Annotated in this window: 13 protein-coding genes; 8 read left to right on the forward strand and 5 right to left on the reverse strand. The window is 71.8% G+C overall.

Features of this window, described 5'->3' with window-relative positions; translation table 11 throughout:
* The first annotated feature begins 29 nt into the window (after positions 1–29).
* The gene (locus AB0L00_RS39730; RefSeq protein WP_364442763.1) at positions 30–2294 is read left to right on the forward strand and encodes a ribonucleoside-diphosphate reductase subunit alpha; all 2265 of its coding nucleotides are present in this window, start codon (positions 30–32) and stop codon (positions 2292–2294) included.
* Between the two features lie 38 nt (positions 2295–2332).
* Positions 2333–3289 (forward strand): ribonucleotide-diphosphate reductase subunit beta, encoded by a 957-nt coding sequence (locus AB0L00_RS39735; RefSeq protein ID WP_364442765.1) that lies wholly within the window; start codon positions 2333–2335, stop codon positions 3287–3289.
* Positions 3290–3308: 19 nt separating this feature from the next.
* Here AB0L00_RS39735 and AB0L00_RS39740 read toward each other — a convergent pair whose 3' ends face one another.
* Genes AB0L00_RS39740 through AB0L00_RS39760 form a run of 5 tightly spaced genes read right to left on the reverse strand, consistent with a single transcriptional unit; the run spans position 3309 to position 8349 of the window.
* On the reverse strand, positions 3309–4136 hold the full coding sequence (locus AB0L00_RS39740; RefSeq protein WP_364442767.1) for an ABC transporter ATP-binding protein: 828 nt from the start codon (positions 4134–4136) through the stop codon (positions 3309–3311).
* Positions 4133–5212, reverse strand: a complete 1080-nt coding sequence (locus AB0L00_RS39745) for an iron chelate uptake ABC transporter family permease subunit (protein WP_364442768.1) — start codon at positions 5210–5212, stop codon at positions 4133–4135. The genes AB0L00_RS39740 and AB0L00_RS39745 overlap by 4 nt, the downstream gene beginning before the upstream one ends.
* Positions 5209–6213, reverse strand: a complete 1005-nt coding sequence (locus tag AB0L00_RS39750) for an iron ABC transporter permease (protein WP_364442770.1) — start codon at positions 6211–6213, stop codon at positions 5209–5211. The genes AB0L00_RS39745 and AB0L00_RS39750 overlap by 4 nt, the downstream gene beginning before the upstream one ends.
* Positions 6214–6248: 35 nt before the next feature.
* On the reverse strand, positions 6249–7289 hold the full coding sequence (locus AB0L00_RS39755) for an iron-siderophore ABC transporter substrate-binding protein (RefSeq protein ID WP_364442772.1): 1041 nt from the start codon (positions 7287–7289) through the stop codon (positions 6249–6251).
* 43 nt (positions 7290–7332) lie between these two features.
* A complete protein-coding gene (locus AB0L00_RS39760; protein ID WP_364442773.1) occupies positions 7333–8349 on the reverse strand; it encodes a LysR substrate-binding domain-containing protein in 1017 nt (338 codons plus the stop codon).
* Between the two features lie 118 nt (positions 8350–8467).
* Between AB0L00_RS39760 and AB0L00_RS39765 the strand changes: the two genes are divergently transcribed.
* The 6 genes from AB0L00_RS39765 to katG all read left to right on the forward strand — a co-directional run bounded on the left by AB0L00_RS39765 (position 8468) and on the right by katG (position 15782).
* A complete protein-coding gene (locus tag AB0L00_RS39765) occupies positions 8468–9583 on the forward strand; it encodes a diaminopropionate ammonia-lyase (RefSeq protein ID WP_364442774.1) in 1116 nt (371 codons plus the stop codon).
* Positions 9580–10845: a M20 family metallo-hydrolase gene (locus AB0L00_RS39770; protein WP_364442775.1), complete on the forward strand. Its 1266-nt coding sequence runs from the start codon at positions 9580–9582 to the stop codon at positions 10843–10845. The genes AB0L00_RS39765 and AB0L00_RS39770 overlap by 4 nt, the downstream gene beginning before the upstream one ends.
* 69 nt (positions 10846–10914) lie before the next feature.
* Positions 10915–12093, forward strand: a complete 1179-nt coding sequence (locus AB0L00_RS39775; RefSeq protein ID WP_364442776.1) for an ArgE/DapE family deacylase — start codon at positions 10915–10917, stop codon at positions 12091–12093.
* Positions 12094–12350: 257 nt separating this feature from the next.
* On the forward strand, positions 12351–12941 hold the full coding sequence (locus AB0L00_RS39780; protein WP_364442777.1) for a DUF4189 domain-containing protein: 591 nt from the start codon (positions 12351–12353) through the stop codon (positions 12939–12941).
* Between the two features lie 135 nt (positions 12942–13076).
* Positions 13077–13514, forward strand: coding sequence for a Fur family transcriptional regulator (locus AB0L00_RS39785; RefSeq protein ID WP_364442779.1), 438 nt, complete (start codon positions 13077–13079; stop codon positions 13512–13514).
* 33 nt (positions 13515–13547) lie between these two features.
* Complete coding sequence (gene katG, locus AB0L00_RS39790) at positions 13548–15782, forward strand: catalase/peroxidase HPI (RefSeq protein ID WP_364442781.1); 2235 nt, start codon at positions 13548–13550, stop codon at positions 15780–15782.
* The last annotated feature ends 2 nt before the right edge of the window (positions 15783–15784 follow it).

The raw sequence follows: 15784 nt of genomic DNA on the forward strand, positions 1-15784 counted from the left end.
CGAGCGTGAAGCCCGCCAGGAGAGAGCACGTGACACAACAGCTCATCGCGTCCCCCACGGCCATCGCCGCTCCCGAGCCCACGCTCGCGGCCGAGATCGAGCGTGTCTGCGCCGGGTTGCCGGGCGCCGATCCGCTGCTCATCGCCGGAGCAGGTGATCTGGCAGAGGCCGTACGGCGGGCCGCCGCGCTGGTCGTCACCGACCCGGTCTACTCGAGGGTGGCGGCCCGGCTGCTGGCCCGGTCGATCGCGAAGGAGACCGGGCCGGTGACGTTCGCCGAGTCCGTCGCGGCCGCCTATGAGCAGGGGCTGCTCAACGAGCGGATCGCGGAGTTCGTCGCCCGTAACGCGGCGGCGCTGGAGGCGCTGGTCGACCACGCCGCCGACGACCGGTTCACCTACTTCGGGCTGCGCACCGTCTACGACCGCTACCTGTTGCGGCATCCGACGACGCGGCGGGTGCTGGAGCGGCCGCAGCATCTGTTCCTGCGGGTGGCCTGCGGGTTGGCCGAGAGCGTGGCCGAGGCGGCGGAGCTCCACGGGCTGATGTCGCGGCTGGCGTACCTGCCGAGCTCGCCGACGCTGTTCAACTCCGGCGCCGCCCGCCCACAGCTGTCCTCGTGCTTTCTGCTGGACTCCCCGCAAGACGAGCTGGACGCGATCTACGAGCGGTACGGCCAGGTGGCGCGCCTGAGCAAGTACGCCGGCGGCATCGGCATCTCCTGGAGTCGGGTGCGGAGCCGGGGTTCGCTGATCCGGGGCATCAATGGGCACTCCAACGGGATCGTGCCGTGGCTGCGGACGCTCGACGCGAGCGTCGCGGCGGTCAATCGGGGCGGCCGGCGCAGGGGGGCCGCGTGTGTCTACCTCGAGTCCTGGCACGCCGACGTGGAGGAGTTCCTCGAACTACGGGACAACACAGGGGAGGACGCGCGCCGTACGCACAACCTCAACCTGGCCAACTGGGTGCCGGATGAGTTCATGCGCCGGGTCGAGGCGGATGAGACCTGGGCGCTGTTCGACCCCGCGCAGGTGCCGGAACTGGTGGACCTGTGGGGCGAGGAGTTCGACCGGGCGTACCGCGCGGCCGAGGCCGAGGGCCGGTACGTCCGGCAGATCCCGGCGCGGCAACTGTACGGGGCGATGATGCGCACTCTCGCCCAGACCGGCAACGGCTGGATGACGTTCAAGGACGCCGCCAACCGCACCTGCAACCAGACCGCCGAGCCCGGCAACGTCGTCCACCTGTCCAACCTGTGCACCGAGATCCTCGAGGTCACCGACGACGCCGAGACCGCGGTGTGCAACCTCGGTTCGATCAACCTCGCCGCCCACGTGACCGACGACGGGGTCGACTGGGCGGGGCTGCGGGCGACCGCGCGTACGGCCGTGCGGTTCCTGGACCGTACGATCGACCGCGGCTTCTACCCGACGCCGGAGGCGGCCCGGGCGAACCGGCGGTGGCGGCCCATCGGGCTCGGCGTGATGGGCCTGGCGGACGTGTTCTTCCGGCTGCGGCTCCCCTTCGACTCGCCCGAGGCGCTCGCGCTGTCCACCCGCGTCGCCGAGGAGATCGCGCTCGCGGCGTACGGGGAGTCGGCGGCGCTCGCCGAGACCTACGGCCCGCACCCCTCCTACGACCAGACCCGCGCCGCCCGCGGCGTCCTGCACCCGGACCACTGGCCGGACGCCGAGCGGGTGCACGCCGACGAGTGGGAGGCGCTGCGGGCCCGGATCGGCGCGGCCGGGCTGCGCAACTCGCTGCTGGTGGCGATCGCGCCGACCGCGACCATCGCCTCCATCGCCGGCTGCTACGAGTGCATCGAGCCGCAGGTGTCCAACGTCTTCAAGCGCGAGACCCTGTCGGGGGAGTTCCTGCAGATCAACACCTACCTGGTGGCGGACCTCAAGGCGCGCGGGCTGTGGACGCCGCGGGTCCGTGACGCGATCAAGCGCGCCGACGGATCGGTGCAGGAGATCGAGGAGCTTCCCGAAGAGCTGCGGCGGCTGTACCGCACCGCCTGGGAGCTCCCGCAGAAGGCGCTGATCGACCTGGCCGCGGCGCGGACGCCCTACATCGACCAGTCCCAGTCGCTGAACCTGTTCATGGCCACTCCCACGATCGGGAAGCTGTCGTCGATGTACGCCTACGCCTGGCGGTCGGGTCTCAAGACCACCTACTACCTGCGATCCCGGCCGGCCACCCGGATCGCGCAGACGACCGTCGCCCCCGTCCAGGAGGAAGCGCTCATCTGCTCCCTGGAGAACCCCGAGACCTGCGAGGCATGCCAATGAGTTTGCTCGACCCTGGTTTGGATCTGACCTTGCGGCCGATGCGCTACCCGGCCTTCTACGACCGGTTCCGTGCCGCGATCCGCAACACCTGGACCGTCGAAGAGGTCGACCTGCACTCCGACCTCGCCGACCTGTCCCGGCTCACCTCCCAGGAACTGCACCTGGTCAACCGGCTGGTCGCGTTCTTCGCCACCGGCGACACGATCGTGGCCAACAACCTGGTGCTCAACCTCTACACGCACCTGAACGCGCCCGAGGCCCGCCTGTACCTGTCACGGCAACTGTTCGAAGAGGCCGTGCACGTGCAGTTCTATCTGACCCTGCTCGACACCTACCTCCCCGACCACGACGAGCGGGCCAAGGCGTTCGCCGCCGTGGAGAACATCCCGTCGATCCGCGACAAGGCGGAGTTCTGCTTCCGCTGGATCGACTCCCTCGGCGCGATGGACCGGCTGCGCGGCCGGGAGGACCGGCGGGCGTTCCTGCTCAACCTCATCTGCTTCGCCGCGTGCATCGAGGGGCTGTTCTTCTACGGTGCCTTCGCCTACGTCTACTGGCTGCGCTCCCGTGGCCTGCTCAACGGCCTCGCCTCGGGGACGAACTGGGTGTTCCGCGACGAGTCGCTGCACATGGACTTCGCCTTCAGCGTCGTGGACACCGTACGCGCCGAGGAGCCCGACCTGTTCGACGAGGAGCTGACCCGGCAGGTCACGATGATGCTGGAGGAGGCCGTCGCCGCCGAGCTGGCCTTCGCCCACGACCTGTGCGGCGACGGCCTGTCCGGCATGACCGCCACCGACATGCGCGCCTACCTGGAGAACGTCGCCGACCAGCGCCTCGCCCGCCTCGGCATGCCGAGGCGGTACGGCACCGCCAACCCGTTCCCGTTCATGGAGCTGCAGGACGTGCAGGAGCTGTCCAACTTCTTCGAGCGCCGGGTGTCGGCCTACCAGGTCGCCGTCGAAGGGACGGTCAGTCTCGACGAGGCGTTCTGACCCTCGGCGCGTGCCGCGGCTACCGGGCGCGGTCGTCCTCCGCCTCGGGCCGCCAGGCCATGCCGGGCACGACGAGCGGGCCGCCGGTGACCGGGTCCGGGACGACGACGGACGTCAGGCCGAAGACCTCCCGGACCAGGTCCGCGGTGACCACGTCACGTGGCGGGCCCTGGGCGATGACGCGGCCGGCCTTCATGGCGACGATGTGATCGGCGTAGCGGGCGGCCTGATTGAGGTCGTGGAGGACGGCGACGACGGTGCGGCCGCGCTCATGGTTGAGCTGCCGGATGAGGTCCAGGACCTCCACCTGATGGGCGATGTCCAGATACGTCGTGGGCTCGTCGAGGAGCAGCAGGTCGGTGTCCTGGGCCAGGGCCATCGCGATCCACGCCCGCTGGCGCTGGCCGCCCGACAGCTCCTCCACCGGCCGCTCGGCGAGGTCGGCGGTCGCGGTGCGTTCCAGCGCCTCCGCGGTGGCCCGCTCGTCGTCCTCCGACCACTGCTGCCACCACTTCTGGTGCGGCTGCCGGCCCCGTGCCACCAGGTCGGCGACGGTGATCCCGTCCGGGGGCGTGGGTGACTGGGGCAGGACGCCCACGGTCCGCGCGATCTGTTTGCGGGAGACGCGGGCGAGCTCGGCGCCGTCCAGCAGCACCGTCCCGCGGCGCGGCTTGAGGAGCCGGCCGAGGGCCCGCAGCAGGGTGGACTTGCCGCAGGCGTTGGGGCCGACGATGACGGTGACCTGCCCGTCGGGGATCTCCAGGTCCAGTCCGTCCACGACGATCCGGTCCTCGTACGCGAGGGTCAGGTCCTGCGCCATGAGGCGGCTGGGACCGGGACTGCTCATGGGGTGGTGCCTCCGGAACGGCTGCGGGTACGGACGATGAGCCACATCAGGTACGGGGCGCCCACCACGGCGGTGAGGACGCCGACCGGCAGCTCGATCGGGGCGAACAGGCGGCGGGCCAGCAGGTCCGCCACGACGACGACCAGGGCGCCGGCCAGCGCGGAGGACAGCAGGGGGATCTGGACCGTACGGGTGAGCCGGCGGGCGATCTGCGGTGCCAGCAGGGCGACGAAGTCGATCGGCCCGGCGGCGCCGGTCGCCATCGACGCCAGGGCGACCCCGAGCACGGCCAGGCCGAGCCGGATCCGGTCCAGCGGCACGCCCAGGGAGGTGGCCGTGTCGTCGTCGAAGAGCGCGCCGCGCTGGGCGCGGGCCGCCCACAGCGCCGCCGGGAGGGCCACCAGCATGACGAGGGCGAGCGGCGCCGCGTGGTCGTACCCGCGCCCGTTGAGGGAGCCGGTCAGCCAGACCTTGGCCTGCTGCGCGACGAGGTAGTCGCCCTTGGTGAGGAAAAGCTGCGTGAGAGAGCCCAGGGCGACCGAGATGCCGATGCCGACCAGCACGAAGCGTGCGGCGTGCAGTCCGCGCCGCCACGCGAAGACGTACACCAGCAGCGTCGCCGCGAGGCCACCGCCGACGGAGATGTACGGCAGGGCGTCGTACGAGGCGACGCCGAAGCTCATCGCGGCGACCGTCGCCGCGCCCGCGCCGTGCGTCACGCCGATGACGTCGGGACTGGCCAGCGGATTGCGGGCGACGGTCTGGACCAGAGCGCCGGCCACGCCGAAGGCGGCCCCGGCGAGCAGGCCCACGACGAGGCGTGGCAGGCGCAGGGTGCCGACGACGAGTTCGTCGGGACTGGGCCGGCCGAGCAGGACCCGGCACACCTGCACCGGGGAGACGAAGGACTGGCCGACGCACAGGGAGGCGACCACGACCGCGGCCAGCAGCACGGCGAGCGCCACCACGACCACGAGGGCCCGGCGATGCACCAGGAGGCTGGCGCGCCCGAGCCGCAGCACGGCATGACCGGGCGGCCGTACGGCCCTCGGGCGGCTCGACACCGGGGTGATCATGAGGCCACCACCGTCTTGCGGCGTACGAGCGCGATGAGGAACGGCACGCCGAGCAGCGCGGTCATGACGGCCACCGGTACCTCCGAGGGAGGGAAGATGATCCGGCCGAGCACGTCGGAGACGAGGAGCATCACGGGGCCGAGCAGCGCGGCCAGGGGTAGCACCCAGCGGTGCGCGGTGCCGACCAGGGCGCGCGCGATGTGGGGTACGGCCAGGCCGGTGAAGGCGATGGGACCGACGGCGGCCACCGACGCCCCGGTGAGCACGGTGGCCCCGAGCGCGCCGAGCGCGCGCAGCAGGGCGACGTTGTGGCCCAGACCCATGGCGGCGTCGTCGCCGAGGGCCAGGGCGTCCAGCCCGCGGGACATCGCCGCGACCAGCACCAGACCGGCCAGCAGGAACGGACCCACCTGGCCGATGATCTCGCTGCCGCGTCCGCTGATCGAGCCGACCTGCCAGAAGCGGAACTCGTCCAGGGCGCGGGCGTTGGTGGTGACGATCCCGGAGACGACGGAGGCGAGGAACGCGTTCATCGCGGCGCCGGCCAGGGCGAGCTTGACCGGCGAGGCGCCGCGGTACCCGCCGCTGGCGACGGCGTACACGCCCACCGCCGCCAGTGCCGCGCCCGCGAACGCGAACCAGACATAGCCCACGAGCGTGTGCACGCCGAAGAAGGCGATCGCGCACACCACGCCGACCGACGCGCCCTGGCTGACGCCGAGGACGCCCGGTTCGGCGATCGGGTTGCGGGTCACGCCCTGCATCACGGTGCCGGCCAGCGCGAGCGCGACGCCGACCAGCACGCCGATGACGGTGCGGGGCACCCGCAGCGACCGCACCACCTGCGCGTTGTCACTGGTCCCGCCGTGCAGCAGGGCCTGGAACACCTCTCCGGGGCCGATCTGCCGGCTGCCCACCGCCAGGCTCAGCAGCACGGCGACGAGCAGCGACAGGAAGGCCGCCAGCAGCCAGGCGACACGGCGGCGGGTCGATGGCGACATGCGCCGCGCTCACCCTCTCTTCCGGGGACGGGCGGTCACGCCGTCAGGTACTTCTGCAGGTCGTCCAGGACCGCGTCGGCCGCGGTGACGCCCAGCCCGAGGTACCAGGTCTCGTCCGGCACGTCGTACGCGTGGCCGTCCTTGACCGCCTTCAGGTTCTTCCACAGCGGGTTGCTCTGGGCCTTGCTCTTGTCGGTGGCCTTCGGGTCGCCGTACACGCCGGTGAAGATGTAGTCGGCGTCGGCCTGGTCGATGTTCTCGGCGCTGACCTCGGCCGCCAGGTCGTTGATGTCCTGGTTCTTCGGGCGCGGGATGCCGACGTCCTTGAGGATGGTGCCGATGAAGGAGGCGTTCGCGTACAGCCGGATGACGCCGTTGGGCAGGTAACGCACCATCGACACGGTCGGCTTCTTCGCGCCCAGCTTGACCCCGAGGGCCTTGGCCTTCTCCTTGTACGCGGCGAGCTTCGCCTGGGCCTGCGCGGTCCGGTCGAGCGCGGCCGCGTTGAGGAGGTAGTTCTCCTTCCAGGTGAAGCCGGGGCGAATGGAGAAGACCGTGGGGGCGATCTTCGAGAGCTCGTCGTAGGAGTCCGCGGCGCGGAGCTGGCTGCCCAGGATCAGGTCGGGCTTGAGCGAGGCGATCGCCTCGAGGTTGAGGCTGCTGATCGTGCCGACGTTCTTCGGTGTGCCCGCGTCGTTCTTCAGGTACGACGGCAGCTCCGGCGACCCCTCGGTCGGGGCCAGCCCGACCGGCTTGATCCCCAGCGAGACGACGTTGTCGAGCTCGCCGACGTCCAGCACGACCACCCGCTGGGGCTGCGCCTTGATGACCGTACGGCCCATCGCGTGCGTGATCGTCCGCGGCCACTGGCCCGGCTTGGCGTCCGTCCCCATCGCCGCGGTCTTCTCCGCGGCGCTCGCGAAGTCCTTCCCGCCCTTGGCGACCGACTGCCTGTTCTTCGTCTCGGCGCCGCCCTCCTTCCCGTTCCCGGTGGACCCACCGCCGCACGCCCCGAGAGACAGGACGGCGGTGATGGCGAGAGCGACGGCGGCCGTGCCGCGACGCCGAAGAGACACCCGAGGCTCCTTTGGCTGTGGATCAGCTAGCAGTTAGGTGAGCCTAACCTATGCCGGAACTGCGCAAATTGCGGCGCCGGCAGTCGTGCCGATCCGGTAGCTGGGCGGAGCGCAGGGCGACCGCCCGGAGGAGGGCGTCCCGGCACGCCTGGACGGCGGGGTGCCGGCTGCGGCCGCTACGTACGGCGGTGAAGAGGCGGCGTGCGCGCTGACCGTCGGGGAGCCGCCGCAGTGTGACGGTCGGGGGTTGCCCGCTCCAGACGAGGTCGGGAAGGAAGGCGGCGGCGTGTCCCTGCTCGACGAGGCGAAGGTGGAGCAGGAGGTCGGTGGTCTCGAACCGTACGTCGGGCTCGAAGCCGGCGTTGCGGCACAGGGTCATGGCCCAGTGCCGTGCGGCCGTGCCCTCGGGCTCCATCACCCACGGGTGGTCCGCGAGCGAGCGCAGCGCGGCCATCGGGTCGTCGGCGTCCAGGCCGACGGCGTCAGGGCGGGCGGCGTCAGGGACGTCGGCGCCCGGGCCGGCGGCCGGTTCGGGCAGCGCGAGGTGCAGGGGGTCTTCGAGCAGGTCCTGCTCGTCGAGTCCGGCGGGCCGCGGGTTGGGGTTGCCCGGGTACTCCTCGGCGAGGACCAGGTCGAAGTCGCGGGCCTGCAGGGCGGGCAGCGCCTTCTCCGGTTCCAGGTGAGTGAGGTGGACGCGCAGGTGCGGGTGCAGGTCGCGCAGCAGGCCGAGCGCGGGCGGGACCAGGGCCAGGGCGGCCGTCTGGAACGAGGCGACGCGCAGGGTGCCCGTCAGCTCGGTGAGGGAGGCGGAGATCTCCGCCTCCGCGCGCTCCAGGCGTTCGAGAACCGCTTCGGTGTGGGCGACGAGGATCTCGGCCTGCTCGGTCAGCCGCACCCGCCGCCCGACCGGTTCCAGCAGCCGGACGCCGACCTCGGCCTCCAACTGCGAGAGCTGCTGGGAGACGGAGGAGGGGGCGTAGGACAGGGCCGCGGCGACGGCCGCCAGCGTGCCGCGGTGCTTGAGCTCACGCAGCAGGCGCAGTCGGTGCAGGTCGAACACTGGCGGATCGCTTCCCCCGCGGTCGCGGAGCGGCGCATCGAACGGTCGATTTCTCCGATGAATATACGTCGAAAACATTCGCTGGACCGACCGGAGGAGGACACCGCACCCTGGACCTGTGCCTGAGAACGTGTCCTCCCGCCCCGTGCTGCCGTGGTTCGCGCGGCCCGGCGCCCGTACCTGGAGATGTGCGCCCGCGCCCGTCGACGTGCGGGCCTTCCACGCCGCGCTGCCCGACTACGCGCCCACCCCGCTGACCGAACTCCCGCCGCTGGCCGCCGAGCTGGGAGTCGGCCGGGTCTTCGTCAAGGACGAGTCGTGCCGGCTGGGACTGCCCGCGTTCAAGGCGCTGGGCGCGTCCTGGGCGGTCCACCGCGCGCTGTCCGCGCGGGCCGCGAGCGGCGGAGAACCGGGCCCGGTCACCCTGGTGACCGCCACCGACGGCAACCACGGCCGGGCGGTGGCCCGCATGGCGCGCCTGCTCGGGCAGCACGCCCACGTCTTCGTTCCGCAGGGCGTGCACCCGCGGGCCGTGGCGGCCATCGTCGCCGAGCATGCGCGGGTCACCGAGATCGCGGGGTCCTACGACGAGGCCGTACGCTGGGCGGCCGAGGCGGCCGCCACGCCGGACGCGGTCCTGGTCCAGGACACCGCCTGGCCGGGCTACGAGCAGATCCCCGGCTGGATCGTCGAGGGCTACTCCACCCTCTGCGCCGAGGTCGACGAGCAGTTGACGGTCGCGGGCGTCACCGAGGGACCCGACCTCGTGTCCGTACCGGTGGGCGTGGGGTCACTGGCCCAGGCCGTCGTCACGCACTACCGCAGCCGCCCGTCCGAGCGGGCTCCGGCGCTGTTGTCGGTGGAGCCGGAGGCCGCGGCCTGCGTCCTCGAGAGCCTCACGCTGGGCGAACCCGTCGGCGTCACCACGGGTGAGACCGTCATGGCCGGGCTGAACTGCGGCACCCCGTCCAGCGCCGCCTGGCCCTTCCTGCACGGCGGGCTGGACGCCGCCGTCGCCATCCCCGACGCCGACAGCACCCGGGCGGTCGCCGACCTCGCCGCCCTCGGCGTCTCCTCGGGTCCCTGCGGGGCTGCGGCGCTCGCCGGTCTCCGCGCGACGCTCACCGGCGCGGGCGCCGAAGAACGCCGTACGGCGCTGGGGCTCGGGGCGACCTCGGTGGTCGTCCTGCTGAGCACCGAGGGTCCGGCCGCCAACCCAGGAGATGGATCATGACGAACCCCACGATCACCATCGACGGCGACCGCCTGTGGCGGTCCCTGATGGACCTCGCCGAGATCGGCGCGTACGACGACGAGCGCACCGGTCTGCGCGGCGTCAACCGCCTCGCCCTCACCGACGCCGACGCGGCCGGCCGCCGCCAGGTCATCGCGTGGATGGAACAGGCCGGCCTGGCCGTCCGCGTCGACCGGATGGGCAACATCTACGGCCGCCGCGAGGGCACCGACCCGACTGCGGCCCCCGTCCTGACCGGCTCGCACATCGACAGCGTCGCCACCGCCGGCGCCTTCGACGGCTGCCTCGGCGTCCTGGGCGGCATCGAGGTCGTCCGTACTCTGAACGACCGCGGCATCACCACCCGCCGCCCCATCGAGGTCGGCGTCTTCACCGAGGAGGAGGGCGTCCGTTTCGGCACCGACATGCTCGGCAGCGCCGTCGCAGCCGGCCGCCTCACCCTGGAGTACGCCCACGGCCTGACCGACCGCGACGGCCGCACCCTCGGCGGCGAACTCGCCCGCACCGGCTTCGACGGCCTCGCCGACGTCCGTCTCGCCCCGCCGTACGCCTACGTCGAGTGCCACATCGAACAGGGCCCCGTCCTGGCCGAGAACGGGGTCGAGCTCGGCGTCGTCACCGGCGTGCAGGGCATCTCCTGGCAGGAGATCACCATCCACGGCCGCGCCGCCCACGCCGGCACCACCCCCACCCACCTGCGCGCCGACGCCGGGCTCGCGGCCGCGCAGCTCATCGTCCACCTGCGGGCCATGGTCGACTCCGGCGCGTACGGCGACCTGCGGGCCACCGTCGGCCACCTCGTCGTCCACCCCGACCTGACCAACATCGTCCCGGCCCGCGCCGAACTGACCGTCGACCTGCGCAACCCCGACGATGCCCAGATGGCCCGCGCCGAGGAGGCCCTCGCGGCGTTCCTGCGCGGTCTGGAGGAGAGTCGGCCGGGGCTCTCGCTGACCACCCGGCGGATGGCCAAGACCGGCTACGTCCCGTTCGACGAAGGGGTGCAGAAGGTCATCGCGCAGGCCGCCGACGACCACGGTCTGGCGCCCGTCTCGCTGCTCTCCGGTGCCGGCCACGACGCCCAGGAGATCGCCGCGCTCTGCCCCACTGCCATGATCTTCGTACGAGGCGAATACGACGGCATCAGCCACAACCCGCGCGAGTACTCCACCCCCGAGGCGTGCGCCCACGGCGTCGACGTCCTGGCCACCACCCTCCTGCGCCTCACCGACCAGGACTGACCGCGACACGTCTCCCATGCCGCGCCGCCCCCGTCTCCGGGGGCGGCCGCAGAACTTCGGAAGGTCCCCATGCTCCCCGAGACGCCCTCGACCGCAGCGGCTCCCGATCCCGTGGACCCCGGCAGCCTGCTGGCCCGGCTGATCGCCATCGACTCCGTCAACCCGGACCTCGTGGCCGGTGGGGCCGGCGAGAGCGTCATCGCCGACTTCTGCGGTGAATGGCTGGCCGCCCGCGGCTTTGAGGTGCACCGCCTGGAGAAGCGTCCCGGCCGGCCCTCGCTCGTCGCGATCGCCCGCGGCACCGGCGGCGGCCGGTCCCTCATGCTCAACGGCCACCTCGACACGGTGGGCCTGGCCGGCTACGACGGCGACCCGCTCGACCCGCAGGTCCGCGACGGGAAGATGTTCGGCCGCGGGGCCTTCGACATGAAAGGCGGTATCGCGGCCATGATGGTGGCCGCCGCCCGCGCCACCGCGGGCGGCCCGCTGCGCGGCGATGTCATCCTCGCCTGCGTCGCCGACGAGGAGCACGGCAGCTTCGGCACCGAGGAGGTGCTCGAGTCCTTCACCGCCGACGCGGCGATCGTCGCCGAGCCGAGCCATCTGGAGGTCACCCTCGCTCACAAGGGCTTCGCCTGGTTCGACGTGGAGATCGAGGGCCGCGCGGCCCACGGTTCGCGGCCCGAGCTCGGCATCGACGCGATCGCCAAGGCCGGGCACTTCCTGGTGGCGCTGGAGGAGCTGGGACGGTACCTCGCGCTGCGCCTGGCACACCCTCTTCTGGGCACCGGCACCGTGCACGCCTCGGTCATCCACGGCGGCCGGGAGCCCTCCACCTACCCGGCGCGCTGCCACGTCACGATCGAGCGCCGCACCGTACCCGGGGAGAGCGCCGACAGTGTCGAGCGGGAGCTGACCGCGGTGCTCGAGCGCATCGCCGGCACGGTCCCCGACTTCTACTACCGGCTGACCCGCGGCCTGCACCGCGAGCCCTTCGAGGCCGATCCGGAGGCGCTCGTCGTCCGCACCCTGACCCGGCGCGCGCACGAGGTCCTCGGGCGCCCGCCCGTGGTGCGCGCCGAGCCCTTCTGGACCGACTGCGCCCTCCTGGACCGCGCGGGCATTCCCTGCCTGCTCTTCGGCGTCGACGGCGCGGGCGCGCACGCGGCGAGCGAGTACGTCGATCTCGCCTCGCTGGACCGCCTCACCGACATCTTCACCGGCACCATCGCGGACTTCTGTTCCTGAGCCTCGGCGGCGCGCATTTCGACAGGGGGCGGAAGTGACGGAGAAGGCTTCGGAGGACGGCTGAGAAACGTCGAGGGGCCCCGGAACCGATATGCCGGAAATGGCGTCCTAGCTCTGCTTCGCAGCGACGGGGCAACCGTTACGATCTTCCGGACATTGACGCATCTGGGGAGTGGGTCACCGTGCAACCCCCGCAGCCGCCGTACGGCGGTCAGCCGCCCGCGTACGGGCCTCCGCCCGGTCCGCCCGGACCGCCGATGCCCCCTGGGCCCCCGGGATGGGGGCCGCCGCCCCCGCGACGGCCGAACAACAACGGCGTGGCGGTCGTCATCGTCCTCGTCGCCGTCTTCGTGCTGGTGATCGGCGGCGGCGGCATCCTGTGGCTGGGTTTCCACGTCGGCGACTCGGCGCGCAAGCATGCGGTCGCGGTGCCCACGCTGCCGGACCTCCCGACGCCGCCTACCTACAGCCCGCCGCCGCTGCCCAGCTACTCGCCGTCCTTCCCGTCCGACACCGGCTCTCCGACCGACCCCTACTCACCGCCGGACACCTACTCGCCGCCGCCGCAGTACTACGGCGCCATCGCCGTGGCGAGCGACGGCAGCGTCGGCAAGTCCTGGGACTACAGCAGCGCGTCCGCCGCCGAGAAGCGAGCGTTGAACGAGTGCCCCCGCTCCCACTGCAAGGTGCTCGTGGGTTTCATGAACAGCTGCGGCGCCGTCGCGTACAACCCCCGTACCAACAGGTACTGGGGCGGTCGTGGCGCCACGAAGACCGCGGCCGAGAAGAACGCCATCTCCAACGCGGGCGGCGGCCACTGGATCACCTGGGTCTGCACCACACGCTAGGGATGCTCCGAGGCGTGGCCCGCCACTGACCTGCGAATTCCCGCGCCGCGCGTGGTGAGCCCGGCGGGGTCGGGCACTGAACAAGAATCGTTTGTTCTATTGAATCGTTCTTGTTAGTGGCATAGGTTGGTCGGCATGACCGCATCCCAGACTCCGACCACCGCCGAGGAGTTGCGCGGTGTCGGCCTGCGGGTGACGGCCGCCCGCGTCGCACTGCTCGAGACCGTACGGACCGGTGACCACCTCGGCGTCGAGGCGATCGCCTCCCGGGTGCGCGACCGCGTCGGCCACGTCTCCGTGCAGGCCGTGTACGAGGCCCTCCACGCGCTCACCGCCGCGGGCCTCATCCGCCGCATCGAGCCGGCCGGCAGCCCGGCCCGGTTCGAGGGACGCGTCGGGGACAACCACCACCACGTCGTGTGCCGGTCGTGCGGTGCCGTCGCCGACGTCGACTGCGCGGTCGGCGAGGTGCCGTGCCTGACCGCGTCCGACGACCACGGCTTCTCGATCGACGAGGCCGAGGTCATCTACTGGGGCCTGTGCCCCGCCTGTGCCACCGCCAGCAGTTCCTGAACACCGTGAACCGCCTGATCCGGAAGGATTGCCATGCCTGAGAACGATGACGCGATCGTCACAAACGCCAAGACGGAGGGTGAAGGCGGCTGTCCGGTCGCGCACGGCCGTACCCGCGCCCCGCACCCGACCCAGGGCGGCGGCAACCGCGGCTGGTGGCCGGAACGGCTCAACCTGAAGCTGCTCGTCAAGAACCCGCCGATGGCCAACCCCTTGGGCCAGGACTTCGACTACGCCGAGGCGTTCAAGAGCCTCGACCTCGCCGCGGTGAAGCAGGACATCGCACGGGTGCTCACGGACTCGCAGGACTGGTGGCCGGCCGACTTCGGGAACTACGGGCCGCTGATCATCCGCATGGCGTGGCACAGCGCGGGCACCTACCGCATCAGTGACGGCCGGGGTGGCGCCGGGGCGGGCCAGCAGCGCTTCGCGCCCCTGAACAGCTGGCCGGACAACGCGAGCCTCGACAAGGCCCGCCGCGTGCTGTGGCCCGTCAAGCAGAAGTACGGCCAGAAGATCTCGTGGGCCGACCTGATGATCCTGGCCGGCAATGTCGCCCTGGAGACGATGGGCCTGAAGACCTTCGGCTTCGGCGGTGGCCGCGAGGACGCCTGGGAGGCCGATGAGGACGTCTTCTGGGGCCCCGAGACCGCCTGGCTGGACGACGAGCGCTACAGCGGTGAGCGTGACCTGGAGAAGCCCCTGGCCGCGGTGCAGATGGGCCTCATCTACGTCAACCCCGAGGGCCCGAACGGCAACCCGGACCCGGTCGCCGCGGCGCGCGACATCCGCGAGACGTTCGGCCGCATGGGGATGAACGACGAGGAGACCGTCGCCCTGATCGCCGGTGGCCACACCTTCGGCAAGACGCACGGCGCGGCCCCGGCCGACGCCATCGGACCCGAGCCCGAGGGCGCCCCGCTGGAGGACCAGGGCCTGGGCTGGAAGAACTCCTACGGCACCGGAAAGGGCCGGGACTCCCACACGAGCGGCCTCGAGGTCACCTGGACGCCGACCCCGACCACGTGGGACAACACCTTCTTCGAGCTGCTCTTCGGGTACGAGTGGGAGCTGACCGAGAGCCCGTCCGGGGCGAACCAGTGGCGGCCGAAGGACGGTGCCGGGGCCGGCACCGTGCCCGACCCCGAGGACGGCACGCTGAACCGCGCCCCGGGCATGCTCACGACCGACCTCTCGCTGCGCTTCGACCCGATCTACGAGCCGATCTCGCGGCGCTTCCTGGAGCACCCCGACGAGTTCGCGGACGCGTTCGCCCGCGCCTGGTTCAAGCTGACCCACCGCGACATGGGCCCGAAGCCGCGCTACCTCGGCCCGGAGGTGCCGGCCGAGACGCTGATCTGGCAGGACCCGATCCCGCCGGTCGACCACGAGCTGGTCGACGCCGACGACGTCGCCGCGCTCAAGACCCGGCTCCTGGACTCCGGTCTGTCGATCTCCCAGCTAGTCACCACCGCGTGGGCGTCGGCCGCGTCGTTCCGCGGCACCGACAAGCGCGGCGGCGCCAACGGCGCGCGCATCCGGCTGGAGCCGCAGAAGAACTGGGAGGTCAACAACCCCAACGAGCTGACGACCGTGCTGCGCACCCTGGAGCAGGTCCAGGAGGCGTTCAACGCCGAGCAGACCGGTGGTAAGCGGATCTCCCTGGCCGACCTGATCGTGCTCGGTGGGTGCGCGGCCGTCGAGAAGGCCGCGAAGGACGCCGGCCACGACATCGTGGTGCCCTTCACTCCGGGACGCACCGACGCGTCGCAGGAGCAGACCGACGTCGAGTCGTTCGAGGTGATGGAGCCGTCGCACGACGGGTTCCGCAACTACCTCATGAAGGGCAACCTGCTGCCGGGCGAGTTCCTCCTGATCGACCGGGCGAACCTGCTCACGCTGAGCGCGCCCGAGATGACGGTCCTCCTCGGTGGTCTGCGCGTGCTGGGCGCCAACCACCAGCAGTCCTCCCTGGGCGTCTTGACCGACCGTCCCGGGACGCTGACCAACGACTTCTTCGTGAACCTGCTCGACATGGGCACGGTGTGGAAGCCGGTGTCCGAGGAGTCCGAGACCTTCGAGGGACGCGACGCCTCGGACAACGTCAAGTGGACCGCCAGCCGCGTCGACCTGGTCTTCGGCGCCAACTCCGAGCTGCGCGCGGTCGCCGAGGTCTACGCGAGCGACGACGCGAAGGAGAAGTTCGTGACGGACTTCGTCGCGGCGTGGGACAAGGTCATGAACCTGGACCGGTTCGACCTCGTCTGACT

This window comes from Actinoallomurus sp. NPDC052308, from assembly GCF_040679195.1.
Classification (GTDB): domain Bacteria; phylum Actinomycetota; class Actinomycetes; order Streptosporangiales; family Streptosporangiaceae; genus Actinoallomurus; species Actinoallomurus liliacearum.

Bases quoted from the DNA above. Each gene is read 5' to 3' on its own strand.
- AB0L00_RS39735 (WP_364442765.1), top strand. From the start codon at position 2,333: ATGCGCTACCCGGCCTTCTACGACCGGTTCCGTGCCGCGATCCGCAAC.
- AB0L00_RS39740 (WP_364442767.1), bottom strand. From the start codon at position 4,136: ATGAGCAGTCCCGGTCCCAGCCGCCTCATGGCGCAGGACCTGACCCTC.
- AB0L00_RS39745 (WP_364442768.1), bottom strand. From the start codon at position 5,212: ATGATCACCCCGGTGTCGAGCCGCCCGAGGGCCGTACGGCCGCCCGGT.
- AB0L00_RS39750 (WP_364442770.1), bottom strand. From the start codon at position 6,213: ATGTCGCCATCGACCCGCCGCCGTGTCGCCTGGCTGCTGGCGGCCTTC.
- AB0L00_RS39770 (WP_364442775.1), top strand. From the start codon at position 9,580: ATGACGAACCCCACGATCACCATCGACGGCGACCGCCTGTGGCGGTCC.
- AB0L00_RS39775 (WP_364442776.1), top strand. From the start codon at position 10,915: ATGCTCCCCGAGACGCCCTCGACCGCAGCGGCTCCCGATCCCGTGGAC.
- AB0L00_RS39780 (WP_364442777.1), top strand. From the start codon at position 12,351: ATGCCCCCTGGGCCCCCGGGATGGGGGCCGCCGCCCCCGCGACGGCCG.
- AB0L00_RS39785 (WP_364442779.1), top strand. From the start codon at position 13,077: ATGACCGCATCCCAGACTCCGACCACCGCCGAGGAGTTGCGCGGTGTC.
- katG (WP_364442781.1), top strand. From the start codon at position 13,548: ATGCCTGAGAACGATGACGCGATCGTCACAAACGCCAAGACGGAGGGT.